The organism is Fervidobacterium pennivorans DSM 9078 (assembly GCF_000235405.2).
Lineage (GTDB): Bacteria > Thermotogota > Thermotogae > Thermotogales > Fervidobacteriaceae > Fervidobacterium > Fervidobacterium pennivorans.
Genome location: NC_017095.1, coordinates 1,290,455 through 1,316,240, shown reverse-complemented (window position 1 = coordinate 1,316,240; position 25,786 = coordinate 1,290,455). Strand labels below are relative to the sequence as shown.

The 25,786-nt window shown below is 40.2% G+C and carries 29 protein-coding genes and 8 tRNA genes; 22 read left to right on the top strand and 15 right to left on the bottom strand.

Features of this window, described 5'->3' with window-relative positions; translation table 11 throughout:
• Positions 1-6 precede the first annotated feature (6 nt).
• From rpmB to FERPE_RS06160, 15 genes are all read left to right on the top strand, one after another.
• Entirely contained in the window at positions 7-228 is a 222-nt protein-coding gene (rpmB, locus tag FERPE_RS06230; protein ID WP_014451792.1) for a 50S ribosomal protein L28, read from the top strand.
• 48 nt (positions 229-276) lie between these two features.
• Entirely contained in the window at positions 277-642 is a 366-nt protein-coding gene (locus tag FERPE_RS06225; protein ID WP_014451791.1) for a hypothetical protein, read from the top strand.
• 21 nt (positions 643-663) lie between these two features.
• Positions 664-1,758, top strand: coding sequence for an alanine racemase (gene alr / locus FERPE_RS06220; RefSeq protein WP_014451790.1), 1,095 nt, complete (start codon positions 664-666; stop codon positions 1,756-1,758).
• Positions 1,755-2,738, top strand: coding sequence for a 3'-5' exoribonuclease YhaM family protein (locus tag FERPE_RS06215; RefSeq protein WP_014451789.1), 984 nt, complete (start codon positions 1,755-1,757; stop codon positions 2,736-2,738). The genes alr and FERPE_RS06215 overlap by 4 nt, the downstream gene beginning before the upstream one ends.
• An 18-nt stretch (positions 2,739-2,756) precedes the next feature.
• Complete coding sequence (gene topA, locus FERPE_RS06210; protein WP_014451788.1) at positions 2,757-4,877, top strand: type I DNA topoisomerase; 2,121 nt, start codon at positions 2,757-2,759, stop codon at positions 4,875-4,877.
• Positions 4,878-4,904: 27 nt separating this feature from the next.
• Positions 4,905-5,540, top strand: a complete 636-nt coding sequence (locus tag FERPE_RS06205; protein ID WP_014451787.1) for a metallophosphoesterase family protein — start codon at positions 4,905-4,907, stop codon at positions 5,538-5,540.
• Positions 5,530-6,363, top strand: a complete 834-nt coding sequence (locus tag FERPE_RS06200) for a DUF368 domain-containing protein (protein ID WP_014451786.1) — start codon at positions 5,530-5,532, stop codon at positions 6,361-6,363. Before FERPE_RS06205 ends, FERPE_RS06200 begins: the two co-directional genes overlap by 11 nt.
• A gap of 31 nt (positions 6,364-6,394) precedes the next feature.
• On the top strand, positions 6,395-7,396 hold the full coding sequence (gene pheS / locus FERPE_RS06195) for a phenylalanine--tRNA ligase subunit alpha (RefSeq protein ID WP_014451785.1): 1,002 nt from the start codon (positions 6,395-6,397) through the stop codon (positions 7,394-7,396).
• Positions 7,397-7,431: 35 nt separating this feature from the next.
• Entirely contained in the window at positions 7,432-8,394 is a 963-nt protein-coding gene (gene truB, locus FERPE_RS06190; RefSeq protein ID WP_014451784.1) for a tRNA pseudouridine(55) synthase TruB, read from the top strand.
• A gap of 2 nt (positions 8,395-8,396) precedes the next feature.
• Positions 8,397-9,461, top strand: a complete 1,065-nt coding sequence (locus FERPE_RS06185; protein ID WP_014451783.1) for a DUF933 domain-containing protein — start codon at positions 8,397-8,399, stop codon at positions 9,459-9,461.
• 34 nt (positions 9,462-9,495) lie between these two features.
• Positions 9,496-9,735, top strand: coding sequence for a DUF370 domain-containing protein (locus FERPE_RS06180; RefSeq protein ID WP_014451782.1), 240 nt, complete (start codon positions 9,496-9,498; stop codon positions 9,733-9,735).
• Positions 9,736-9,768: 33 nt separating this feature from the next.
• Entirely contained in the window at positions 9,769-10,968 is a 1,200-nt protein-coding gene (locus FERPE_RS06175) for a TIGR04013 family B12-binding domain/radical SAM domain-containing protein (protein WP_014451781.1), read from the top strand.
• A gap of 12 nt (positions 10,969-10,980) precedes the next feature.
• A complete protein-coding gene (locus FERPE_RS06170) occupies positions 10,981-11,277 on the top strand; it encodes a hypothetical protein (protein WP_014451780.1) in 297 nt (98 codons plus the stop codon).
• A gap of 332 nt (positions 11,278-11,609) precedes the next feature.
• On the top strand, positions 11,610-12,890 hold the full coding sequence (locus FERPE_RS06165) for a TrpB-like pyridoxal phosphate-dependent enzyme (RefSeq protein ID WP_014451779.1): 1,281 nt from the start codon (positions 11,610-11,612) through the stop codon (positions 12,888-12,890).
• Positions 12,891-12,914: 24 nt separating this feature from the next.
• Complete coding sequence (locus tag FERPE_RS06160; RefSeq protein ID WP_014451778.1) at positions 12,915-14,039, top strand: ABC transporter substrate-binding protein; 1,125 nt, start codon at positions 12,915-12,917, stop codon at positions 14,037-14,039.
• 79 nt (positions 14,040-14,118) lie between these two features.
• Here FERPE_RS06160 and FERPE_RS06155 read toward each other — a convergent pair whose 3' ends face one another.
• The 15 genes from FERPE_RS06155 to FERPE_RS06085 form a co-directional block, all read right to left on the bottom strand.
• Positions 14,119-14,382 carry a stage V sporulation protein S gene (locus FERPE_RS06155; protein ID WP_014451777.1) on the bottom strand — a complete coding sequence of 88 codons (264 nt, stop codon included), beginning with the start codon at positions 14,380-14,382 and terminating at the stop codon, positions 14,119-14,121.
• A 121-nt stretch (positions 14,383-14,503) separates the two neighbouring features.
• Positions 14,504-14,580: transfer RNA gene (locus tag FERPE_RS06150), tRNA-Arg, on the bottom strand.
• A 29-nt stretch (positions 14,581-14,609) separates the two neighbouring features.
• A tRNA-His gene (locus FERPE_RS06145) sits at positions 14,610-14,685 on the bottom strand.
• Between the two features lie 31 nt (positions 14,686-14,716).
• A tRNA-Arg gene (locus FERPE_RS06140) sits at positions 14,717-14,793 on the bottom strand.
• A 35-nt stretch (positions 14,794-14,828) separates the two neighbouring features.
• Positions 14,829-14,904, bottom strand: a tRNA-Gly gene (locus FERPE_RS06135).
• Between the two features lie 5 nt (positions 14,905-14,909).
• Positions 14,910-14,986, bottom strand: a tRNA-Pro gene (locus tag FERPE_RS06130).
• A 111-nt stretch (positions 14,987-15,097) separates the two neighbouring features.
• The gene (locus tag FERPE_RS06125; protein WP_014451776.1) at positions 15,098-15,436 is read right to left on the bottom strand and encodes a cupin domain-containing protein; all 339 of its coding nucleotides are present in this window, start codon (positions 15,434-15,436) and stop codon (positions 15,098-15,100) included.
• Positions 15,399-16,064, bottom strand: coding sequence for an RNA-binding cell elongation regulator Jag/EloR (jag, locus tag FERPE_RS06120; RefSeq protein WP_014451775.1), 666 nt, complete (start codon positions 16,062-16,064; stop codon positions 15,399-15,401). The genes FERPE_RS06125 and jag overlap by 38 nt, the downstream gene beginning before the upstream one ends.
• Positions 16,065-16,111: 47 nt before the next feature.
• Entirely contained in the window at positions 16,112-17,458 is a 1,347-nt protein-coding gene (gene yidC, locus FERPE_RS06115) for a membrane protein insertase YidC (RefSeq protein ID WP_014451774.1), read from the bottom strand.
• Entirely contained in the window at positions 17,455-17,751 is a 297-nt protein-coding gene (gene yidD / locus FERPE_RS06110; RefSeq protein ID WP_014451773.1) for a membrane protein insertion efficiency factor YidD, read from the bottom strand. Before yidD ends, yidC begins: the two co-directional genes overlap by 4 nt.
• Positions 17,723-18,118 (bottom strand): ribonuclease P protein component, encoded by a 396-nt coding sequence (rnpA, locus tag FERPE_RS06105; RefSeq protein WP_014451772.1) that lies wholly within the window; start codon positions 18,116-18,118, stop codon positions 17,723-17,725. Before rnpA ends, yidD begins: the two co-directional genes overlap by 29 nt.
• Positions 18,100-18,234, bottom strand: a complete 135-nt coding sequence (rpmH, locus tag FERPE_RS06100; RefSeq protein WP_014451771.1) for a 50S ribosomal protein L34 — start codon at positions 18,232-18,234, stop codon at positions 18,100-18,102. Before rpmH ends, rnpA begins: the two co-directional genes overlap by 19 nt.
• Positions 18,235-18,340: 106 nt before the next feature.
• Positions 18,341-18,416: transfer RNA gene (locus FERPE_RS06095), tRNA-Phe, on the bottom strand.
• A 44-nt stretch (positions 18,417-18,460) separates the two neighbouring features.
• Positions 18,461-18,535, bottom strand: a tRNA-Val gene (locus FERPE_RS06090).
• 16 nt (positions 18,536-18,551) lie between these two features.
• A tRNA-Glu gene (locus FERPE_RS06085) sits at positions 18,552-18,627 on the bottom strand.
• 242 nt (positions 18,628-18,869) lie between these two features.
• On the opposite strand from FERPE_RS06085, the gene FERPE_RS06080 reads away from it, so the two are divergent.
• The 7 genes from FERPE_RS06080 to FERPE_RS06050 all read left to right on the top strand — a co-directional run bounded on the left by FERPE_RS06080 (position 18,870) and on the right by FERPE_RS06050 (position 25,775).
• Positions 18,870-19,706, top strand: coding sequence for a VIT1/CCC1 transporter family protein (locus FERPE_RS06080; RefSeq protein WP_014451770.1), 837 nt, complete (start codon positions 18,870-18,872; stop codon positions 19,704-19,706).
• A 33-nt stretch (positions 19,707-19,739) separates the two neighbouring features.
• The gene (locus tag FERPE_RS06075) at positions 19,740-20,507 is read left to right on the top strand and encodes a TSUP family transporter (RefSeq protein WP_014451769.1); all 768 of its coding nucleotides are present in this window, start codon (positions 19,740-19,742) and stop codon (positions 20,505-20,507) included.
• 22 nt (positions 20,508-20,529) lie between these two features.
• Positions 20,530-21,012 (top strand): GNAT family N-acetyltransferase, encoded by a 483-nt coding sequence (locus tag FERPE_RS06070; protein ID WP_014451768.1) that lies wholly within the window; start codon positions 20,530-20,532, stop codon positions 21,010-21,012.
• A gap of 321 nt (positions 21,013-21,333) precedes the next feature.
• Entirely contained in the window at positions 21,334-22,605 is a 1,272-nt protein-coding gene (locus FERPE_RS06065) for an extracellular solute-binding protein (RefSeq protein WP_014451767.1), read from the top strand.
• Positions 22,577-23,491: a carbohydrate ABC transporter permease gene (locus FERPE_RS06060; protein ID WP_014451766.1), complete on the top strand. Its 915-nt coding sequence runs from the start codon at positions 22,577-22,579 to the stop codon at positions 23,489-23,491. The genes FERPE_RS06065 and FERPE_RS06060 overlap by 29 nt, the downstream gene beginning before the upstream one ends.
• Positions 23,488-24,339 carry a carbohydrate ABC transporter permease gene (locus FERPE_RS06055; RefSeq protein ID WP_014451765.1) on the top strand — a complete coding sequence of 284 codons (852 nt, stop codon included), beginning with the start codon at positions 23,488-23,490 and terminating at the stop codon, positions 24,337-24,339. The genes FERPE_RS06060 and FERPE_RS06055 overlap by 4 nt, the downstream gene beginning before the upstream one ends.
• On the top strand, positions 24,336-25,775 hold the full coding sequence (locus FERPE_RS06050; RefSeq protein WP_014451764.1) for an MFS transporter: 1,440 nt from the start codon (positions 24,336-24,338) through the stop codon (positions 25,773-25,775). The genes FERPE_RS06055 and FERPE_RS06050 overlap by 4 nt, the downstream gene beginning before the upstream one ends.
• Positions 25,776-25,786 lie beyond the last annotated feature (11 nt).

Here is a 25,786-nt window from a genome sequence, read left to right as displayed (position 1 = left end):
GCGGTCATGGCAAAGTGCGAAATTTGCGGAAAAGAACCAAGAGCAGGTAAGAACGTCAGCCACTCCAACAGACACACGAACAGATGGTTTAAGCCAAATGTTCAGAAAGTAAGGGTTCTACTTGAAAACGGAACTGTGAAAAGGATGAACGTTTGTACAAGCTGTTTAAAAGCAGGTAAGGTCAAAAGGTACGTAAGTAAATCACAATCCGTAGCAGTAGAGGCATAAAAAGCGGGGATACACCCCGCTTTTTTTGAAATTGAATGAGTGATGAGTATGGTCTTGAGAGTAAAGAAGTGGTATAAAGTTTTAATACTGTTAGAGATAATTTTGAGCACACCTGTTGTGCTCTATCTTTTTTCTTTGCAGTTATCAAGTTTAATGGTCTTTGTACTTTTATCAGCTTATGCTGGGCTTGTCTTCTTTTTGATAGAAAGTTTTATATTAAAGTTGGAGGTTTCAAAGGATAAAATTTCAACAATATACTTTTCAGTTCCCTTAAGTGATATAATTGAAGTTGAAGATGGAGTTTTTGAAACAAAAATAAGAACGCGATGGAAGGTGTACAAACTACCGCCTATTGATGGTGTCCAGGTGGTTTTATCAAGTTTACCAAACGATTTGCAAAAGATGTGTAAATAGAAGGGTTGGGAGGCGCTGCTTGTGGAAAGTCGAAGAACATACGCTGTGATAAACGTTAGGAACTATATCGACAACCTCCGTTTCTTCCAAGAGCATTGTGCACCGGCTAAGGTCATGCCTGTTGTTAAAGCAAATGCGTATGGTCATGGTGCGGTTGTGCTATCCAAAGCAGCGGAACGGGCAGGAATGGACTATTTTGCGGTAGCGTTTTTAGAAGAAGCCCTTGAATTACGTAAACACGGTTTAAAGTCTAACATCCTGGTTTTTAATTACATCGAACCAGACATGCTTCAAATAGCTTACAAGCATAACATAATCATAACACTTTACTCTTGGGAGCAACTTTGGCGGTATTCGAAAGAAGCTTTCAAACCAAAGTGTCATGTAAAGATAGACACAGGAATGCGCAGATTGGGTATCCCACCTGCCGAAGCAATAGAATTTGTTAAAGCAGCACGGAAAGCGGGATTTGAGGTTGAAGGAGCCTACACTCACTTTGCTGTAGCTGATAGTTTGGAAGAGTCGGATGTGGCATTTACTCAAAAGCAGGCAGAAGAGTTTTCGAAACTCGATTTGGATGTCAAGATAAAACATGTTTGCAACAGTGGGGCGGGGATATCAAGAGTTGTCAATTGTTTCGATTACGTCAGGGTTGGTATTGCGAGTTACGGTTTACAACCAGGTGATACGGTCAAGAGTGATAAATTGAAACCTGTACTCACTTGGAAAACAGTTGTTTCACATGTAAAAACCATACAGCCTGGAGACACGGTAAGTTACGGTCGAACGTTCACTGCGTACACTGAAATGAGGATTGCAACCATTCCTGTTGGATACGCTGATGGATATTGGCGAAGCTTATCAAACAAGGGATATGTATTAATACACGGGGAAAAGTGTCCAATTGTTGGAAGAGTCTGTATGGACCAGTTCATGGTAGATGTTAGCCACTTGGAAGACGTCAAGATAGGCGATGAGGTGGTTTTGATTGGCAAGCAAGGCGCTAATCAAATTACTGCTGAGGAAATAGCGAAATTAGTAGGAACAATAAACTACGAGGTAACCTGCAGAATCTCCGAACGGGTACCAAGAAAATACGAGGGGTTGGAATTGTGAACAGATTCAGAGAAACTCTTGAAAAGCTTAGGTCTCCTTATGTGGAGGAACTGCGGAACTGGATCGACAAAGAAATCGATGGAATATACAAAATTAAGAGCAAAAAACTCCAAGAAGCAAAAGATGGTAAAAAGTTCCTGCTTTTAACGTTGGAAGACAGAACCGGAAGCATTCGGGCTGTTGATTGGTACAACGCTGAGGCAAACGATGAAAAACTCCAGGTTGGTCATGTTGTCAACGTCAGAGGAAAAGTTGTGTATTTCGAGGAGCGTGTACAGATAAATATCTTAAACGAACAGGACGCTATAAAGAAGCTTTCTGAAAATGAATACGATATTGAACGTTTTGTTAAGAGTGCTGAAAATGTTGAAGAAATGTATAAATCGGTTCTCAGGTTGATTGATACAATCCGAGACGAAGATTACAAAACAATACTTCAAAGATTCTTTGTTGAGGACAAAAATTTTGTAGAAATGTTTAAGAGTTCACCGGCGGGAATGAGGATACATCACGCATATAAAGGTGGATTATTGGAACACTCGCTGACCGTTGCGAAACTTGTCGACAGTGTTTGTAGGATTTACAACCAATTTGATAGAGATTTACTTGTGACAGGTGCGTTGTTACATGATATTGGAAAGGTCAAGGAATACACAGTTAATTACAATGGCATAGAAGTGACAACGGAAGGTGAATTGGTGGGGCATATCATCATAGGAATCGAAATGCTAGCTCAAAAGGCAAGGGGAATATCCTATGAGAAGTTCTTGAAATTAAAACACCTTATTGCATCCCATCATGGTGAATTCGAGTGGGGCTCGCCTGTGTTACCAAAAACCCCAGAGGCACTTGTGCTTCACTTTATTGAAAATATGGATTCCAAGATTAATCGTGTGATGCAGATAATAGACAAGGAGGATAAGGAAAAAGATTGGAGTGAATACGACTCGAATCTTAGCAGAAGGTTTTTCCTTAAATAAAGGAAGTAGGTGAAAGCTATGGCAAAATCCAAGACCAAAGACAAAAGAGATGACTTGGAAAAACAAAACAGCCAACAGGGTGTAGAGGAATATCACAAGAAGGATGAGGCAAAGACAGAAAAGAGAAAAGTTATTATCGTTGAGTCACCTGCGAAAGCGAAAACAATAGAGCGAATCCTTGGAAGTGATTACCAGGTCATATCTTCAAAAGGTCACATCCGTGACCTTCCACAGAAACAGTTTGGTGTGGACCTTGATTCGCTTAAATTGGATTTTGAGATTATACCAGGCAAAGAGAGTGTTGTTGAGCAGATAAAGAAGATAACTTCAGGAAAAGAAGTGTTACTTGCTTCCGACCAGGACAGAGAAGGAGAAGCCATTGCCTGGCATCTCTCAACAATCCTTGGAGTCAAGGGAAAGAACAGGATCACATTCACCGAAATTACCGAGCGCGCGATAAAGGAAGCTGTTAAGAACCCAAGGGAGATAGACATGAACAAAGTCAACGCTCAACTTGCTAGAAGAGTACTTGACAGAATAGTAGGTTATACGATTAGCCCACTTCTTTGGCGTATCATAAAGGATGCAAAAAGTGCAGGGAGAGTACAATCTGCCGCTCTAAAAATAATCTGTGAACGTGAAAGAGAACGGCTTAGATTTGTTCCACAGAAGTATTTCAAAGTTTGGATAGATATCGCAGGGTTGAAGGCTTATTTAACAAAGATAGATGGTAAAAAGGTGAAACCCACAGATATAAATGAAGATATTGCAAAAGATGTGGTTAAAAACGTAAAGAGCGTGCGTTTAGTGGATGTAGATATCAAGGAAGTAAAGAAAAATCCACCTGCACCGTTTATAACCAGTACATTGCAACAGGATGCGGCAAGCAAGCTCGGCTTCCCAGTTTCTAAAACGATGCGAATAGCTCAAGAGTTGTACGAAGGTGTTGATACAAAAGAAGGGCACATTGCATTTATAACCTACATGAGAACAGATTCAACAAGAGTTTCCGATGAAGCGAAAGAGGCAGCAGAAGCGTTCATTTTGAAAAATTTCGGAAAAGAATACCTAAATGGAAGTGCAAGTGGAACTTCCAAGAAAAACTCGAAGACCAAAGGAAAAATACAGGATGCCCACGAGTGTATCAGGCCAGTTGATATAAATATTACCCCAGAAAAGGCTAAAGAATTGCTGGACAAAGACCACCATAAGTTATACGAACTGATTTGGAAGCGATTCATCGCATCGCAAATGAGTAGTGCGGTTTACAAACAGTACAGCTACGATTTCGAGAGTGGTAGATATGTTTTTGAGGCAAGTATAAGAGAACGTATATTTGATGGATTTGAAAAAGTTTACACATTAGACAACGAACTAAGCGAAGAACATAAGGAACTTAAGGTTAATGAAGAATACTCGGTCGAGGTTAAAACAGCAGAATCACAAACAACACCTCCGGATAGATACACGGAAGCTTCACTCGTTAAGACATTAGAAGCGGAAGGCATAGGTCGACCAAGCACGTATGCGACGATTATCCAAACACTTTTGGATAGAGGATACGTTGTTAAGAAAAGAAAAACTCTGATTCCTACAATTCTTGGATTTGTCGTGAACCATTATCTTGAGCAAAGGTTTCCGGATATAGTGGACAAGGGATTTACTGCCGAGATGGAAAAGGACCTCGACGAAATTGAAAATGGTAAAAGGGATTGGAAAGAGGTTGTCAAGACGTTCCTCAAGGAGTTCAACAAGGATTTGGAAAAAGCTAAGAATGAGTTTTTTGCTATAGATTTTGATACAGATATCCAGTGTGAAGACTGTTCAGGTAACTACAAACTCAAAGTTGGAAAGTTCGGCCTATACTTACACTGCCCACATTGTAAAGCAAACAAGGCTTTAAAACCGGATATATTCGGAGTCATAGATGGTAATAAGCTTTATGTGGTGAAAGAACAAAATTCAAACGAACAGGACGAATTAGAGCAAGAAATTCAAGAAGGAATCAACAAAGAAAGTAATACACAGGAAAAGAATTCATCGAGTAACTATAGCAAGAAAAGATTTTACAAGAAGAGTCAAACTTCGAAGTCAAAGAATTCAAAGACTTCTACAACGAAAACTAAAAAGAAAAAATAACAAAATATCGATGAGGAGTTCGGTTAAATGGGATTATGGGCAATAGGTGATATTCATGGTTGTTTGAGAGCTTTGGAAAGAGTGATAGAAAGAATATCACCGAGTGAGCACGATAAGTTAATCTTCCTGGGTGATTATATAGACAGAGGGCCCGATGCGAAGGGAGTTGTTGATTTTTTGCTCCTGCTCTCTAAGATGACGCAGTGTGTGTTTTTAAGAGGAAACCACGAACAGATGTTGCTTGATGTTATCGATAATAACGATGATATCTTTTTATGGAACTTAAACGGAGCACAGGCAACAATTAGAAGTTACGGAAATCTTATTCAATTAGAAACGAACGAGGAGCACATGAGCTTCTACAGAAATACTAAATACTACCACATCGAAGGGAAATATCTATTTGTCCATGGTGGCGTTAGACCAAATGTGCCAATTGAGAAACAGGAGCCAAGGGATTTGATATGGATTAGGGAAGAGTTTATACTTAAAAGACATAACCTGGGCTTTGTAGTTGTTTTTGGTCACACGCCCTTTGAAGAGGTATATTTTGATGAAGATAAAATAGGAATCGATACAGGATGTGTGTACGGTGGGAAACTGACAGCGATTGAAGTAAACCAAAAAGTGGTTATACAGGAGGACTGCAGGAATGTACGATGAAATTTTTAGACCAATCATAGCGGGTTTGTTCATGGGTTGGGCGAATGTGATTCCAGGTATCAGCGGTGGAACAATAGCTGTTATAATGGGCATTTTTGAGAGGTTTATCGATGTTATAAACGACATAATGGAGTTTAAGATTAGTAGGAAAGATATCGCCTTTATAGCAACACTTGCTATAGGAATTCTTATTGGGGTTATTACTGGGAGTAAATTACTTACATGGGCATTTCAAAACCACCCGTTTTATACTTACAGTTTTTTCTTTGGGCTTATACTTTTCTCTTTGTGGAATTTCAGAAAAGAAGTTTCTAAATTTCGCTTTTTTGAGTTTGTGGTTGGTTTTCTGATAGTTGTCGTTCCGTATTTTTTTAAAAGTGGTCAATCACACGTAACTTCCGTGGTAGGTGGATTGGGCTATTTCTTTTTAGCTCTTGCTGGTGTTATTGCGGGAGCGGCGATGGTCTTACCTGGAATTAGTGGCTCATTACTGCTGATGCTCATGGGGTACTACGAAGCAGCTATAAAAACCGTGTCTAAGTTAACAAAAATTGCCAGTGGTGGGTTCACGATTTCAGATTTGCTTTTTATACTTACTCTTGGAATAGGTGTTTTGATAGGTATAGGAACTATTTCGAAACTTCTGAAGATTTGGTTTGAAAAGGCTAAGCTCTCTGTTTTGAACTTTATCCTGGGATTAATCGCCGGTTCACTTTATCCCATAACCCCAGCTTATCATGGGACAGGTAATGTTTTTGGAATGTTTCTTTGGATTGCTATTGGCGGGTTAGTTGTTTACACGCTCGGGCAATTCGAGAAATAAATTCTTGTGAGATGAACAAGGGGGCATACACATGGTTTCTGGATATTCCGGATACTCTGAAGAACTCAAAAGTATACTTGAGAATGCAAAAAACGAGATTTCAAATGCAACTGATAGTAAACAGCTTAACGACTTGAGGGTAAAGTACCTGGGAAAATCTGGTATTGTTACTTCACTGATGAAAAAGCTCAAAGATTTACCACCCGAAGAAAGACCAAACTTTGGAAAGGTTGTCAACGAGCTAAAAGATGAGATAGAAGGTTTGCTTGAAGAAAGAAAAAGTCAGTTGATGGAAAGTGAGAAACAACTGCTTTACAAAAAACTCTGGGTTGATCCAACAATGCCGGGTGCACGCAGGGCTCGTGGACATTTACATATAATTACGAAGGTCCAGAAAGAATTAGAAGATATATTCATTTCAATGGGTTTCTCAGTAGTTGAAGGTCCGGAAATCGAACAGCCTTGGTTTAATTTCGATGCGCTCAACACTCCAGAATGGCATCCTGCACGTGATGCGCACGATTCTTTCTACATCAACGACGAGTACATGTTAAGAACACATACCTCGCCTGTCCAGATACGTACCATGCTCTCAAGGAAACCACCTCTTGCAATAGTTGCACCAGGTAGGGTTTACAGAAGAGACTACGATGCCACACACCTTCCAATGTTTACACAGATGGAAGGTTTGTACGTTGACCACGATGTTACAGTAAAGCACTTGAAGTATTTCTTGGAAGAATTTGCAAGAAGGCTGCTTGGTGAAAATACTAAGGTAAGACTCCGACCAAGTTACTTCCCATTCACCGAACCGAGCTTTGAGGTTGATATATACTTTAACAACAGGTGGTTTGAGGTACTTGGTGCAGGAATGGTTCATCCTAACGTATTTAAAAACGTAGGTTATGATCCGGAAGAATGGCGCGGACTTGCGTTTGGACTTGGCATAGAAAGAATCGCAATGGTAAAATACGGTGTGAAAGATATCAGGGACTTGGTGAGAAACGATATCAGGTTCTTGGAAAACTGGTAATTTTCTGATAAAAAAGCGAGACTTGGAGTGATGTTGTGCCAGTAGTTTCAGGAATACTACTTGTAGATAAAGAAAAGGGACCGACGTCTCACGATATTGTTGAGAGAATTAGAAAACTGCTTCAAGTAAAACAAGTTGGACATGCTGGAACGCTCGACCCGTTCGCAACGGGTCTTCTTGTGGTTGGTGTAGGAAAGGCTACAAGGTTACTTGAGTATCTTCAACATGCTGACAAAGTCTACAAGGTAAAGTTCAGATTAGGTGTAATCACCGACACTTTTGACATAACAGGTCAAATAATGGAAGACCATTCCGATGATGTCTCAAAACTTTCTGAAGAAGAAGTCTTGAATACGATAAAATCTTTTATAGGAACATACAAACAAGTTCCACCTGCGTACTCGGCTAAGAAGTACCAAGGAAAAAAGTTGTATGAACTCGCACGCGAAGGGAAGATTATAAACCTTCCACCGCGTGAAGTAACAATATACGATATATGGGACATAAAGATTAACTTACCTGAGGTTGAATTCGTTACCAAGGTCTCTTCTGGCACTTACATAAGAAGCTTGTGCATGGATATAGGTTATAAGTTGGGCTGTGGAGCAACTGCAATAGAACTTAGGAGGTTATCCGTTGGGAGATTTGTAGTCGATAATGCAATAATGATACCAGAGACAAAGAATTTAGATGCCCAAGCTTTTGAGAGCTTACGAGAGCTGATTATCAAGAGTCTAGTTCCATTGGAAAAAGTGCTTGATTTTCCAAAAATAATTGTGAATAGCCAAGAGAAAATATATAACGGTGTTCAACCAAAGGTTGAAGACCTCGTAGAATACGAGAATTTCAAAAAGGACCAAATAATCCAGGTTTTTCATGATGGAAAATTGATAGCGATTGCTCGCGCTGAGAGAAATTCTGAATTTATCGAGACACTCAAAAAGCACAATAGGAACGAACGCATTGCAACACTAATAAAGGTGTTCAAGGAGGAATAGAAATGAAAGTAGGTATCGTTGGACTTTCACAGGTTGGTAAGACGACAATATTCTCTTTGCTTACAGGACTTGAAGTAGACCTCTTTTCTCAAGAGCATCAAAAGGGAACTGCAAAAGTCCATGATAAACGAGTTGATGTTCTTGCAAAGATGTATGAACCAAAGAAAGTGACTTATGCAACCCTTGAATTTTTCGATACGCCCGCTTTGAAGATAAAAGATATTAAGGAACGAACAGCGGTGTTTAACGCCATCCAAAACGTTGAAGCTATGCTTATCGTGGTTCGAGCGTTTAAGAATGATAGTGTACCATACCCTGAGGTAGAAAAACCTATTGACCAGCTCAAAGCTACTTTGGATGAATTCCTGTTCAGGGACCTTGACGTAGTGACAAATAGGATTGGTAGATTAGAAAACGCAAAGAGAAAGCTCGAGCCAAAGGAAGAGACAGAGTTAAAGTTGCTAAAACGCATACAAGAGGCTTTAGAAAACGAACAACTTTTATCGAAAATTGGGCTCACGGATGAAGAGAAAAAGATGCTTGGTGGTTTTTCACTTACTACTTTGAAGCCGATAGGTGTAGTAGTAAATGTTGATGAGGAACAGTTCTCTGAAAAGAGTTATCAAACCAAGGATGAAGTTATAAAACTTTGTCAAGACAATGGGTTTGCGTATGTCGAACTGTGTGGTAAGCTTGAAATGGAACTGAACGCCTTGAGTGAAGAAGAAAAGATGGAATTTCTCAAAGAATTGGGAACAGACGAAACAGGTATTGAAAGATTATCCAGAGCACTTTATACACAATTTGGATTGATTTCCTTCTTTACTGTTGGTAAAGACGAAGTACGTGCATGGACGCTCAGAAAAGGTGCAACAGCAGTCGATGCAGCAGGCGTTATCCATAGCGACTTGGCAAGAGGTTTTATCCGTGCAGAGGTAATAAAATACGACGACCTCGTGAGGCTTGGTTCCGAGAAAGCGGTTAAAGACGCTGGATTGATGAAGCTTGTTGGAAGAGATTACATCGTTGAAGATGGTGATATAATAACAATAAGGTTCAACGTGTGAAAGTAAAAACGTAAAGAAAGAGGGGGTTAGAAATATGTCCGAAGCAGTTGCAAGAATAAACGAGAACGTATATATCGTAAGAGACAGAGTAATCGCGGTTATCCCGATTACGTCAACGGTGTCAAGACGTATAAGAGCAAGCAGCCAGCTTGGTGGAAAAATGGTAAATTTATCTTACGGTAAAGAGTGCAAGTCTATAGTCTTTATGGATAGCGGTCATTCTTTACTACTTGCTGAACCTGCTCTTGAAGTAAGAAAAAAGATTTGGGGTTAAGGATAATTGGAGGTAATCTCGAAAAGGATAAGTATGTTTAAAAGGCTCATATTCAGAACAACAAAGCATAATCGTTACAGTGTTACTGCACTTGTTTCTGCTGTGCTTAGTGAGATTGAAAATGTGGAGATTTTAGAAACTAAAAACGTTGCTGATATCTTGCAGTATCCGGTATCGGATACTGCAGTTGCTTTTTCATTTATGACCTTCGATTTGGATACGGTAATTGAAGAACTTAGAGTGTTGAAAAAACATGGTTACACTGTAATCGCTGGTGGTCCACATGCAACGGCGCTACCTTTCGAACTATTAGAGCTTGGTTTTGATTATGTCTTTGTTGGTGATGGAGAAGAGAATATCATCAGATTTCTGAAAGGTGAGTTACCTGAAAATAGAATCTTTGATGGGGTAAAAAATCGTGTCGATTTGAATAAATACCCTCCTATATGTGAGAAGAAGAAACTCTTCATGCCTATAGAGATTTCCCGTGGTTGTCCTTTCGATTGTGGATACTGCCAGACACCAAGATTGGCTGGCAAAATAGTTAGGCACCGAAGTATAGAACAAATTGTCGAATACGAAAAAATTTCTGTAAAGCATGGAAAAACGATTGCACGATTTATTACACCAAATGCGTTCGGGTATGGTAGTAAGAATGGAGTTAAACCGATGCCTGAAGTCGTTGATGAGTTGCTTTATAAAATAAAATCTACAGGAGTAAAAGAGATATACTTTGGAACGTTCCCATCAGATGTAAGGCCTGAGAGTGTTACCGATGAGATGGTCAAAGTTATCAAAAAATATGTGAACCATGATTATATCGTTATAGGCGCACAAAGTGGAAGCAATAGGATACTACAGCTTATACGTCGTGGGCATACTGTTGAGAAGGTAGAAGAAGCGCTTGAAATATTGGCTAACAACGGTTTTTATGCGAAAGTAGATTTCATATTCGGATTTCCGTTTGAAACAAAAGAAGATGTGGAACAAACGTTCAATTTCATCGAGAAGATTGTTAAGAGGTACAATGCAAAAATTCATGCCCACACCTTTATGCCTCTACCAGGCACACCTCTTTCAGATGTCGGACCCGGTGTTTTGAAAGATTACCATTACAAATTCCTTGGGCAACTTGCTTCAAAAGGTATTCTTGATGGATATTGGTTAAAACAAGAGCAACTCGCAAAAAAGGCTGTTCAAAATATGAAAATCAAAGTTGGGAACGAATTTTAAAGGGGGAAGAGGATGACGATAAGGAAGGAATACGTGCATACCTGTGAGCCAGAGAGACTCTACAATGTTGCTGTGAAAGAAGCAGAACCGTACATTTCTAAATTCAACGTGAAGATATCAAGAATAAGTGAGAACGTCTTTGAAGCAAAGGTTAGTATCTTTGGGAAAGGAACGATCGAAGTTCAAAAAGATAGAATCATAATCACTGTTGAGTCTTCATTTCTTGGAATGCCTGGAATGAAGGAAAAAGTAGAAGAGATGATGGATAAATATGTGACTGAGTTGATTGAAAAATGCAAAGCACAGTAGTGAAGTTCAAACATATAAAATTGTGAGCGAGTTTCTCTTGACTTTTTCCAAATGTTTATGATAAAATACCAAAAAGCTCAGCATAACGGACGGTGTATGATTTTGGTGAGTAAATTTAGATTTTCTTTGAATGCTAATCAATATCAAATAAATTCAACAAATTCTTGGTGGTGGACAACCGGTGGTTGTCCACCAGTCTGTTGTTGCCACACCTAAGGAGAAAATAGGCAACAACAAAAAATACAAAGTGTGGACAATCGCCGGGTACGTGTAAAAACGTACCCGGCTTTTTTATTTAACAAAAAATCCACATAAAAGGAGGAGGGGACTGTATGTTTAGGGAAGTTGTGTATTTGAAGCCCGAGGAAATGCCAAGAAGTTACTACAACGTGCTTGCAGACTTGCCATTCAAATTGGACCCACCACTTGACCCAAAAACAGGTGAGCCGATGAGACCCGAGAAGTTGCTTAGGATATTCCCGGAACCACTGCTTGAACAAGAGGTAAGTGACAAAAGATTTATCCCTATTCCTGAGCCCGTTTTGAAAGAATACGCAGTCTACAGACCTACACCACTCGTTCGAGCACACTTTCTTGAAGAATACCTTGGAACGCGTACACAGATTTATTACAAATACGAAGGGCTCAGCCCTACAGGTAGTCACAAAACAAATACTGCTCTTGCACAGGCTTACTACAACAAAATCTCAGGAACAAAAGTTTTGGTAACCGAAACGGGTGCAGGGCAGTGGGGAAGTGCACTTTCGTACGCAGGTGCTAAGTTTGGCTTGGAAGTTCGAGTATTTATGGTAAAAATTAGCTATAATCAAAAGCCTTTCAGAAAGGTACTAATGAATTTATTTGATGGTAACGTAGTTCCAAGTCCGAGCAAGTTAACGCAATTTGGTCAGATGTTTGACGAAGGGCACCCTGGAACACTTGGTATAGCGATTTCAGAGGCTATTGAAACAGTCCTTGAAGAACAAAATGCAAAGTATGCACTTGGAAGTGTTTTGAACCATGTGTTACTACACCAAACGATAATTGGACTCGAATTGAAAGAGCAATTAAAAAAGTTAGAAATTACGCCAGACATGATTGTTGCATGCCATGGAGGTGGTTCTAATTTCGGTGGAACGATATTGCCTTTTATTCCTGATGTTCTCGATGGGAAAGATATCGAAATTGTTGCGGTAGAGCCCGAGAGCTGTCCGTCACTGACAAAAGGTGAGTATCGATATGACTTTGGAGATAGCGCAGGTTTGACACCAATGATGAAAATGTACACACTTGGTAAGGACTTTGTTCCCCCAGCAATTCACGCAGGTGGGTTAAGATACCACGGAGCAGCCCCTATTGTCTCAAAGTTACTCTACGAAAAACTGATATCCGCTGCAGCGGTTAGTCAGGATGAGGTCTTCGAAGCCGGAAAGCTTTTTGCAAAAGTGGAGGGAATCGTTCCTGCACCAGAATCGGCACACGCAATAGCATATGTGATTAAGGAAGCGAAAAAGAATGAGAAAAAGACAATTGTCTTCACACTTTCTGGTCATGGATATTTTGATTTGAATGCGTATGTCAGTTCGTTAAGGGGAAACTTTAGAAACTTTTGAAGTTGTCTAAAGGAGGTGCGAACTATGTTGGGTAAAACATTGAAGGCACTATTGTTTACACTCATTTCTTTGATTTATATGAGTTCCTTTGCGGTCGTAAAAATAGGGGTTCTATTGCCACTAACAGGTCCGTTAGCCGCTGCTGGGGATTTAGTGAAAAGGGGTATTGAGATAGCTCACAACGAAAAAGGTTCAGTGTTGGGGGAAAAAGTTGAACTTGTTTACATGGACACTAGGAGTGAGAAAACAGAAGCCGCCAACGGAATGGCAAGACTTATTGACAGGGAAAAAGTAGTAGCAGTGATTGGAGAAATAATGAGTGGTAATTCGATGGCTGCTGGTGAGTTAGCTGAGAGTAAGAAAATTCCACTCTTGAGCCCTGCATCAACTAATCCCCTTGTTACGCAGGGGAAGAAATTTGTCTCACGTGTCTGTTTCATAGACCCTGTGCAAGGGACCGCCTTGGCGGAATTTGCAGTAAAGAATTTGAAACTAACAAAAGTTACAGTGTTCACAGATATTGAGCAGGATTATAGCGTTGGGCTTTCGAATTATTTCATCGAAAGGTTCAAAAAATCTGGTGGAAAAGTACTGCAAGTTCAATACAAAACAGGAGACACAGACTTTAGTGCACAAATCACCCAGGCGATAGCTTTTGGTAGTGAAGCCATTTTAATTGCTGGTTACTACAACGAGATAGCTTTAATCGCACAACAAGCAAGAGCTTTAGGCTTTAAAGGATACTTCCTTGCGGGAGATGGAGCAAATGCCCCCGAACTGATTAAAATAGGTGGTAAAGCGGTTGAAGGTTTGTATTTCTCGGATCATTATCACCCAGATGCGGCACTATCATCTTTGGGAAAAAGGTTTGTTGAGCTATATGAAAAGAGATACGGAGAAAAGCCTTCGACACTTTCAGCCTTAGGGTACGATGCTTATATGATTATTTTGAAGGCTATTGAGAATGTCAAAAGCACAAACCCGGAAAAGATAGCATTGGGTATAAGGAATATCGAAAACTACGATGGTGTAACTGGGTCAATCACTATAGATAAGATGGGGGACGCAACGAAAGACATTGTTATTCTTGTTGCAAAAAACGACAATATGACCTTCTTTACAAGAATTTCAGCTAATTCTCTTAAATAACGATGTACGGGCACAAAAAAACATAAAAAGCGGTCCATCTTTCGGACCGCTTTGTGTTTTCTAATTTTCGATTTTACACTTATTCTCTGGGGAAGACTATGAACTTAAGCGCTGTTCTTGTTTCATTTTCCACTGTTACATCTGTGAATGCTGGAACGCAGACAAGGTCATATCCACTTGGCGCAAGGTACCCTCTTGCGATTGCGATTGCCTTAACTGCTTGGTTAACAGCGCCCGCACCGATAGCCTGAATTTCCGCTTTGCCCTTTTCCCTGATAACACCTGCTAACGCACCTGCAACTTTGTTTGGGTTTGATTTTGAAGAGACTTTTAGTACTTCCATAGTTCTACCTCCCCTTCTTTGGCGCTTGATAGCTCAGTAGTTTGTTCTAAGCACCGGAGAATGACGCACTTTATGTTACAACCACTGTTGACAGAATGAACTAGGATTTTTTCTCAAAATCTGGCGCGCCCGGCAGGACTTGAACCCGCAACCATCGGATCCGAAGTCCGACGCTCTATCCAGTTGAGCTACGAGCGCGTCCTCAATAGTTGCATTATATAAAAAACTGGGGTGGCTAGAGGGATTTGAACCCTCGACCACCTGATCCACAGTCAGGCGCTCTGCCAGCTGAGCTATAGCCACCACAAATAGTTGTTTTATTGATTTTTTCTTTTGGCGCGGCCGGCGGGACTCGAACCCACAACCCTCGGATTAGAAGTCCGATGCTCTATCCTGTTGAGCTACGGCCGCAACCTGCCTTTCGGCGTTTAGATTATCAATAAACCTGGAGCGGGCGACGGGACTCGAACCCGCAACCCTCGGCTTGGAAGGCCGATGCTCTACCAATTGAGCTACACCCGCATCACTGGTCGGGGCGACTGGACTTGAACCAGCGTCCTCCGGTTCCCAAGACCGGCGCGCTAGCCAACTGCGCTACGCCCCGACGCGAAGGACCGTGAGTTATTATAGCACACACGTTTTTGAGTGTCAAGTAAACGATACATATAAAACTACGTTAAATTTGTGTTGATAAAGACAAAGATGTGATAACTTATTATTCTCCACCTTCTTTTGGAATGACACAGATGAACGATGCCTCTTTATCTGTGAAGTTGTGGAATTGGTGTTCTTCGTTTGGTTCAACGAAAACAAAAGAACCTTTAGATACCCTTGTCCTTCCATTTTTACTCACAACTTCAATTTCTCCATCAACAACGAATACTTCGTGTTCCCATGGGTGGGTGTGATACGGTGTTGAAGCTCCAGGTTTCAATGTAAAGAGTCTCATTACGAAGTTCGGAGCACCATCTCTTGGACCAATCAAAACACGTTTTAAGATCTTTCCGCCATCGATTTCAAGTGGTTGCATTTCTGAAATGTTTCCTATCTTCATTGTTTCGCCCCCTTCTCCTTGCCTCAATGACAACGTACCTGTAAGGTTCCAAACCTTCAGAGTACGTGTGTATATCTTTATGTTTCTTTGCTAACTCATGGACGATTTTTCTTTCGAATGCAAACATTGGGTCTAACTTCACTTTACCGAATTTTCGTGCTCTTTCAACGGCTGCTTCTACAATCTTTACTAATTGTTCTCTTCTCTTCTCACGATAATTTCCTGCGTCGATAACTACGGTAACTTTTGTGTCTGTTAATCTGTTTAGGTATATATTAGCAAGGTGTTGCAAAGCTCCTAAGCCTTTTCCGTGCTTTCCTATTAGTTTCCCAATTTCTTCGCTGTGACATGTTGCTATAAACGTTTTCCCGCGACTTGCTATTTCAATGTAATAATCAGCTCCAAAGCGTTTAAAAATCTCTTCTAAAAACTCTTTTAACTTTCTCTCATAGTACCTGTTAGTTATCGTAATCTCTACCACTGCATCTCTTGCGAAAAGTCCGAAAATACCGGGAGTCCCTTTATCAATAACATTGACTTCATACTCTCCTTCCAAAACATCATGTTCACTTTTGAATTGCTCAATGATTTCATCTACACTTTTACCTACGTAGTTTATCGTCTTCAAGTCACCCACCCCTTTTTCTTACCGCGTAGTTTGTTGCTTACGTTGGTTTATACCCTCTTTTTTTGAATTCCCCAAAGTTCGTGCTGGGAGATGCCTTTTATCTTGTAACGTTTGTATATGTAGTATGTGATGACGAGTTGAATTATCGAGTTCATAGTCCAGTAAAGGAATATACCGCTTGGTAAGCTTATAAAGAAGAACGGGAATATGGAACCCATGAGTATCTGCTGCCAAGCAGTTCGGCTATCCTGACTAGTGATAAGTGCGAGGTAATAACTTGTCAATATTGTTACTACTAAGAAGAGCCAGTTGTTTGACCAGCCACCTACGGAAAGGTCCTTCCAAATCAAGAAACCTTTAGATACTGAGAAAAGTTCCTGATAACTTTGAATAACTCCGTAAAGAAGCATGAAGATTGGTAACTGAATAAGTAACATCAAACAACCACTCGATGGATTTATTTTGTTTTCTTTGTAGAGTTTCATTAATTCTTCTTGTTGTTTTTGTGGGTCTTTGTATTTCTTTTTGATAGCATCTACAGCCGGTTGTAGTTTTCTCATTTGAATCATCTGTTTAGTTTGTGCATGATAGAACGGGTAGAGAATAAGCCTAACTATAATTGTGAAGATAATAATTGTTAAACCGAAGTTTTTTGTAAATGAATTTATCCAACTAAAGAATTCGTTGAGACCATCAGATATAAAACTGTACCAGGTTCCTACGCCAGGGATGGTTTTTATGAGTGTTGCAATTCTTTCATAATCTTCTCCAAAAACATGCTTTACGACAACCTTCTTGTATGGCCCCATGTAAACTGTGAATTTCAAGTCCTTCCCAATGACTTGTGTTTGGTCTAACTTACCCGAGAATTTGACAATGGATGAGTAGTCTTTATCAGGTCTAAATGAGACAAAGAAATTCACTGCTGAGCGAACTGTTGATTTATCCCAGATTAATGGTAGCGCGACTTTGATTTCCTCGTTGGAGCGAATTTCCACATCAAAAGTGTAAGTGTAAAACCTCTGGTCAAAGGAGTAAATCTTTTCAATCCCGTTTTCATAACTGAAAATAACTTTGACACTTTCGTATGAGTCCTTCAAATCTTTCGATTTCTCACCGTATTGAATGTTGTATGTTGGTGTTGCAACTGAAAGTTCCTTACCTTGTAAATCAAACAAATTAAAACCATCGTTGTCGTTTATAAAAAATAAATACGCTCTCCCCAACATGTGAGTAACCTTCTGCAAATTGCCATCTTTCCCCAATTCAACTTGTAGATATCTTGATGTGATAACTATAGAATCAACACGTTCTTCCACGAAGAATCCAGCAAAAAGTGTCAATCCCGCTACCATTGTTATTAACAACAAAAAAATGACGGTTATTTTTTTCAACTCGACCGCCTCCTTCGAATGTTATTTATTTTTTGATGTTCCACGGGTTTGTCATGTTTAGGAAGATGGAACAGTGTGAATTCTTCCGGAACAGGGTCAAATCCACCTTTTGACAAAGGATTACATCGGAGAATGCGCCAGAAACCCAGGAGGAACCCCTTAAAAACACCAAACCTTTCCACAGCTTGATATGTATATGTGGAACAGGTTGGTTCGAACCTGCATGTTGGAGGTTTTAAAGGAGAAATGTACTTTTGATAAAATCTAATGATTCCCAGTATTGCTTTCCGCATCAATTAACCTCTCAAAATTTCCCAAAAGTGCTTTGCAGACAACTTCGTAGTTACTTTTTTCAAACTTTTCGGATAGCGCTTTCCTTGCTATAACGATGATGTCGAATCCCTTCGGAATAGAATCTTTGTTCAATCTAAAGCACTCACGAATCCATCTTCTCAATTTGTTTCTCCGGTTCGCCTTTCCAAATTTTCGCTTTACGATAATAGCTAACCTACTGTAATCAAGTCCATTCTTCCTGTAAAGCACTACAAACTCTTCGCTTTGAATAGCTTTACCGTATCTAAAAACGAGGGATATGTCCCTCCTGAGTCTCAGGCGCTCTCTTTTTCTGAACGTATACCTTTTCAGACTGTGAGTCTCCATCTACCCGTTCTTCTTCTGTTCCTTAGAACTCTTCTTCCGCCAGGTGTGGACTTTCTGGCAAGAAATCCGTGCGTTCTTTTCCTTTTAATGCGAGACGGTTGGTACGTTCTCTTCATACTACTTCCTCCTTTTCATACATTTGTAGGTCTAATTTCGATTATACCAAAACTTTCCAGTTATTCAACACATGATTTTCGCATTTTCATGTGTATATAAAAAAACTGGTGGCCAGGGACGGAATCGAACCGTCGACACGTGGATTTTCAGTCCACTGCTCTACCAACTGAGCTACCTGGCCACCATTAAGTTTTTATATAATCGTTTCAATTTATTTTTTCCGCTTGGTGGGTGCGGCAGGACTTGAACCTACGACCTTCTGCTCGTAAGGCAGACGCTCTCCCTCTGAGCTACGCACCCAACCTGTTTTAAAAACTGGCGCCCCCAACGGGATTCGAACCCGTGCCGCTGGCTTGAAAGGCCAGTGTCCTAGACCGCTAGACGATGGGGGCGTTCCCTTTATTTTTTCGTGTTTTTCCGCACAATTTCGGCTCTTCAATCAGTGACCGTTACCAATAATACCAAAGAAAAAATTTTTGTCAAGTGGTTTTGAATAGGTTTCAATGAAAAGAAAAGGTTAACATTTTGTATCTAGTAACTACGAGGTAAGTTAATACACTGTTTTTTAGATACCAGAGTATGCATATATGGTATAATGAAATTATGTAAACTTCCAGAAGGGGGGCATAGAGAAGTGTTCAGATGGCTGTTCTCAAAGCTCACACCGAAGTCAAGACCAAGGCTTGCCAGTGAAGCTTTTAAGAAGGGGGATTTAGAAACTCACAAAAAGCTACATTCACCTGATGAAATAGGAAAAGAACCTTGGCACAAGACTGAGCAGGGAAAATACATAGGTCAAGCTGTTTACGGTGCAAGTGATGGTATAGTAACAACATTTGCCGCAATATCTGGAATAGCTGGAGCAAACTTGAGTCCTAAGATTGCTATCATTGTCGGTTTAGCAAATCTATTTGCCGACGGTATTTCTATGGCGATTGGGGACTACCTATCGGAGAAATCGGAGAAAGACTACATAAAATCCGAAAAAGAACGGGAGCTGTGGGAGATTGAACATTTGCCCGAAGCTGAAAAATTAGAAGTTAGAGAGATTTACAAGAGAAAAGGACTAACTGGCGAAAAATTAGAACATCTTGTTGAGGCAATTACAAGTAATAAAGAAATATGGGTAGATACGATGTTACACGAGGAACTTGGGATCTTCGAAGATGATACAAATCCTCTTAAAAGTGCGATTATAACATTTTTATCGTTTGTCATCGCAGGTTTCATGCCGTTGATAGCGTACATCTTCGCTTCTCAATCTCAATTGTTAGCACAAAATCAGTTTTTGGCATCATGTTTAATAACTGCGGCGACGTTATTTTTCGTGGGTGCACTGCGTCAGGTTGTTACTGGCGTAAAGTGGTACAAAGGCGGCTTTGAGATGTTGTTTGTTGGTGGGCTTTCGGCAGTAGTTGCGTATCTAATAGGGTGGTTATTGGAAAAGATAGTGAAAATTCCGGCACTATAGTGTATTCATCTAGCAGAAAAGTGAGTGATTAAAATGGACATAACTTTTCAAGACTTAATTATACTTTATCCATTAATTTTCTTAGCAGGATTCGTTGACTCAATAGCTGGGGGTGGAGGTCTTATCTCACTTCCTGCTTATTTGTTCGTAGGTTTGCCAAGTCATAACGCACTGGCTACAAACAAACTTTCATCAACGATAGGAACAATTTTCAGCACGCTCAGGTATGCGAAAGGAAGGGCGATAGTTTACCTTATTGCTGTTCCTTCAGTCGTTGGGTCGCTTATTGGATCACATATAGGTGCTAGGTTGGCACTTGTATTGAGCGATAACATCTTAAAATTGGTTTTAGCCTTCTTAATACCTCTGGCAGCTTTAATTGTCCTTTTGGCAAATCCGAGGAAAGAAAGAACATTGGAAGTGGAAAACATCTCAAAGACACGTGCTGTTGTAGTTTCTGGTTTGATAGGTTTAACTATAGGCACATACGATGGCTTCTTTGGACCAGGAACTGGTACATTTTTGATAATACTCTATGTGAGTTTTTTGTCCTTAGATCATGTGAGTGCATCTGGAACAGCTAAGATAGTCAATTTGGCTTCAAACATAGGTGCACTTCTTACTTTCATCGTTGGTAAAAAGGTTTTGTATTCCATAGGACTGCCTGCAGCCGTCTTCGGGATTGCGGGCAACTGGCTCGGTTCGGGACTTGCATTGAAAAAAGGTGCAAAGATTATCAAACCTGTGATGCTTGGGGTTCTTGCAATACTTTTTGCCAAAATACTCATGGACTTAATCTGACCTCTTATCTGGGGGTGAACGTATGGGTGACATGTTAGTAAAGTTGTATGAGTTACCCGAGCTTAATAGCGCGTTAGAAGAAGCTAGGAAAAATGGGATTATTATCAAACGTCCAATTGGTCCAGAAAAATACTTTGTTGTTGAATGGGTCAGGTCGAAATTTGGCAATCATTGGGCAAGCGAAACTGATATGACTTTTTCAAACAAACCAATTTCATCGTTCATAGCTATAGATGAGAAGACGAACAAAATTGTTGGATTTGCTTGCTATGATGCTACAGTACGTGGATTTTTCGGACCGACAGGTGTTGATGAAGAATACAGGGGAAAAGGGATAGGAAAGGCTCTTTTGTTGGCTTGTTTGCACGATATGTTCAACGTCGGATACGCTTATGCCATTATAGGAGACCCCGGTCCGATTGAGTATTATAGAAAAACCGTGAATGCAATAGAGATTGAAGGTTCTTATCCGGGGATCTATAGAAATATGATTAGGGAAATTTAATATCAACAATCTTTTGAACTTCCGAATTTTGTAAGGTGGCTAAGTTTTTCGGGCCACCTTTATTTTTTATAAATATGATAACGTTACCACAGAGAGGCAAAATTTAAAGTAACTTGAAAAAAAACAGACATTTGGCTATCATTCTTGCATCAGAGACGGGATTTTTCTACATTTTCTAGGCCTATCTGGCTTTTGTTTGATAGCAACTTTGTGGTTAAATTAATATATGATAACGTTACCACATTAGATTATATTATCCTAAAGATAAAGAAGTTTCGGTTACAAGTTTTAAGCTATGAACCTTCCAAGGGGGTGATGTAGATGAAAAGGGTATTTTTAGCACTGTTTCTAGTAGGTCTTTTGGCGGTTGTTCTTGCGGCACCTTACAACACAACGATCAAAGTTCTTGCGTGGGACGACGCGCTGACTCAGGCTCTCAAGACAGGTATATCTGATTTTGAAAAAGCAACAGGTATAAAAGTTGTCCTCGAGTTGGTTCCGTCGGGTAACTTACTGCAAAAGATTGGAGTAAGCGTTGGTTTGGACAAAACAGACTATGATTTGGTAACTGTGGATGAACCGTTCATACCAGCCCTCGCACACCTCATGTTACCATTTGAGCAGTGGGCACTGGGTAAAGTTTACAAAAAGCCGAATCTCAATGTCTTTGCACCGAACGCTTTCGAAGCAGCACAGTGGGCAGGGGTCTTCGTAGGTATGCCTATTAACGCAAACGTTTATATCTGGATGACAAGGAAAGATTTAATCAATGATCCAAAGTACAGAACTGAGTTCAAATCAAAGTATGGATACGACCTTGGTGTACCAAAAACGTTCAAGGAACTAAAAGACATGGCAGAGTTCTTCTATTCCAAAGGTATTTATGGATTCGCACCGTTCACAAAACAGACAGAAGGTTCAACAGCAGAAGCGATATTCATGTTTGAATCATTTGGTACAAGTCCTTTGACTGTACAAGGAGGCAAAGTTGTTGTTTCTCTCGATGAAAAGAAAGCAGTCGAAGCGATTAATTTCTACAAAGAACTTTTAAAGTTCTCACCTCCGGGTGCACTTGACATGGGGCACTCAGAAAGGATTGCCGCATTTAATCAAGGGAAGGTATTTACGATGTTCCAATGGCCAGCGCTTGTTCCACAACATGAAGATCCAAACAACTCACTTGTCGCAGGTAAGATTATCTACTCAGCACCGCCAGTTGGTCCAGTAAAAGGAGCAGCCATTAGAGGGTGCTGGGTATTAGCTATGCCAATCGCCTCGAAGAACAAAGAAGCGGCGGCAGAGTTTGCTTACTGGTGGGCTTCATATCAAACAGGGCAAAAACTCATCCCAAAAGGTTTCACTCCGGCCAGGTCCGATTTACTGCTCAACCCGAATTACAACAAGGAAAGACCTTGGTTTAAGGCTATTTTTGATTCTATGAAGAATGCTGTCGCCAGACCAAGGTTTACAAAATATCCCGAAGCTTCCCAGATAATCAGGAACTATTGGCTGGCGGCAATAAGCGGAAAGATGACGGCAGAAGAAGCTGTGAGGAAGATGAAAGATGAGCTCAACGAGCTTGTTGGTAAGTAGTAAGACCAAGAAAAGTGGGGGCTCAAGCCCCCATTGGTTCTTCATCATTCCTGCCTTGGTAATAGTTTTTGCTATTCTTGTATTTCCGGTGATATATTCCATTTACATGTCAACATTTGACTGGAACCTGTTTCACACCGCGGAAAGAAAGTTTATAGGGTTTGGGAATTTTATTCGGCTGTTTAAAGATAAAGAATTTTTGCATTCGCTTTGGCTTCAGTTTGGTTTTGTTGTCATTGCACTACCAATAGAAACGATTATAGGCTTTTTCGTGGCGCTACTGCTGAACCGAGACGGGAAATTCTATACTTTGGTTAGGTCGTTACTTTTGCTCCCTGTTTTTATTCTTCCTGTTATTTCCGGTTTAACTTGGCGTTTGATGTTACAACCAGAATACGGTATCATAAGCTTCATTTTGGAAAAACTTGGTTTTGGTGTAAAGGCGTGGCTTGCGGAACCTGATTTTGCTTATGGAATGGTGGTGGTTCAGGATGTCTGGCGTATGTGGCCATTTATGTTTATGTTCATATATGCTGGACTGACTGGACTACCAAGGGAAATTATTGAAGCCGCAGAAATCGATGGCGCTCGGTTTTGGACCAGGGTGTTTAAAATTATCTTGCCTCAGCTTAGGTCAACTATAGCGACAGCATTTTTACTTAGGTTGGTCGATGCACTGAGGATATTTTCCGAAGTTTACGTTATGACCGGCGGAGGACCTGGAAACGCGACGATGTTGCTGTCACTTTATATCAATAAGCAAGCATTTGAATTTTTCAACATAGGATATGCTGCTGCGATGGGTGTTGTTTTGCTTGTTCTTGCGCTAACAATATCTTTCTTTATCGTGCGACGGAATATTCAGTTTGAAGGTGAGCGTGGATGAGAACAGATGGAAGGAGAAGAGCGAGAAAAAGAACGAAAACAGTCATTTCATCTCTTATTTTTATTGTTTCATTGACCGTTTTAATAGTTGAATTGATGCCTATAATAGTCGTTATTACCAGTGGGTTTAAAAGGGACATTGATATTTGGGCTCGTGGACCTTTTTACTTTAAACCAACACTTCAAAGCTACAAAGAGGTACTTTCAAACAGTGACTTTTTAAATAGTTTGAAGAACAGTCTTGTTGTTGGTGCAAGCTCAACGATGATTTCTATCATCGTTGGTGCGATGGCATCTTATGGACTTACAAGGTACGTATTTAAGTTCAAAGAAGCAATAGCATATACTTTTCTTGGTTTCAGAATGATTCCACAAATATCGCTTGTTATACCACTTTACGTTATGTTTAACTATTTAAGACTGAGAGACACATTGACAGGCATAATCTTGGCTCACGTCAGTTTTAACATACCGTATGTCATATGGTTACTTCTACCTTTTTTTGCTGCTGTGCCTCGAGATTATGAAGAAGCGGCAAGAGTAGATGGTGCTACGGAAAAGCAGATTTTTTGGAGAGTTTTCTTTCCACTCGTTTCTCCGGGACTTGTGGTAGCAAGTGTGTTTGCATTTTTGATGTCCTGGAACGAATTTTTGTATGCTCTGATTTTGACATCTGTGAACGCAAGAACTGCACCTGTTGCTGTGAATGGTTTTCTTGGACAATATGCTCCAAGGTGGGGACAGCTGACAGCTGCGGGTACTATTATGCTCATACCGGTGTTTGTTATAACTCTGAGCTTGCAAAGATACATTATAAAAGGTCTTATATCAGGGGGGATTAAGGGATGAGTATAGAAGTTAAGGGCGATAACCATGTGAATGGGAACGAAAAGGTGCCGTTTATAACGAAGTTCTTCTTCGGATTGGGTGATGTTTACGGTGGAGGAGTATTTAACATCATCAACTTCTTCTACGCGATTTTTTTGACCGATGTTGTTAAGATTCCTCCAGCTTATGCCTCCATCATTTTCTTGGTTGGTAAGATATGGGATGCTATAACAGATCCAATAATGGGTTACATAAGTGACAGAACAAAATCAAGATGGGGTAGGCGCAGACCGTATTTTTTGTTTGGTGTACCATTTATATTCCTATCGTTTGTTATGGTTTGGTATCCGGTATCGTTTGAGAGTACATTTGCAAGATTTTTATACGCCCTCTTTTCATATATGTTCCTCAACACGGTTGTAACAATGGTTTTGATACCTTACACCGCAATGAGTGCGGAAATTACTCTAGACTACAACGAAAGAACTGCAATAAATTCTTTGAGGCTAATGTTCTCTCTACTATCATCACTCCTTTGCGCGGTTTTACCGATGATGATAGTGAAAAGTATGGGCGACCCAAAGAAGGGTTACTTAACGATGTCAATCATCTTTGGAACGTTTTTTGCACTGCCATATCTTGGGGTTTTTGCATTTACAAAAGAAAAGAACTTCAACCCTGCAACAACCAAACTGAATTTTAAAGAATTGATTATAGAACCACTCAAAATAAAGACATTCAGGCTTTATCTTGGCATGTTCCTTTTTGCGTATCTGGCGATTGACACCGTTTCTGTTATCTTCCCGTACTACATGAAATACTACATCGGAAGACCTTACTTTGTTTCCGCTGTTCTGGGGGTTTTACTTATAACCGAAATCATCTTCGTGCCAGTTTATGCAACTATTGCGAGGAAAAAAAGTAAGAATTTTGCGTATATTGTTGGTGCTTTGGTATGGATGGTAGGTGCCGCGATCACATTCTTTTTCAGACCAGATTGGCCATCACAACTGTTGTTGGCCGTTGCAGCACTGATAGGTGCAGGTGTTTCTGCAGTCGCTGTTATGCCACATACGATTCTTGGAGATGTTACCGATGTTGCTGAGTTGAAATATTCTGAAAGAAGGGAAGGAAGTATTTCTTCGCTTGCAACGTTCCTTCGAAAAGTTTCATCAGCGCTTGTTCAAGCTTTAATTCTTTTGATACTTGGTGCAGTAGGATACATAAACCCGAAGGGTAACGAGATTCCAAAACAACCAGAGAGTGTTGTGTTGGCAATACGTTTAATAGTTTTCGTTGGACCAATCTTGTTACTGTTGGTGGGTATCTATTGTGCAATAAGATACCCGCTCAAACCAGAAGTTCATAAAAAACTGATAGAAATTCTGAATGCCAAACGTCAGGGTGCAAATGTAGATGAAAATACTTTGAGGGAATTAGAAAGAGAGTTAATTTGACAATTACTTTG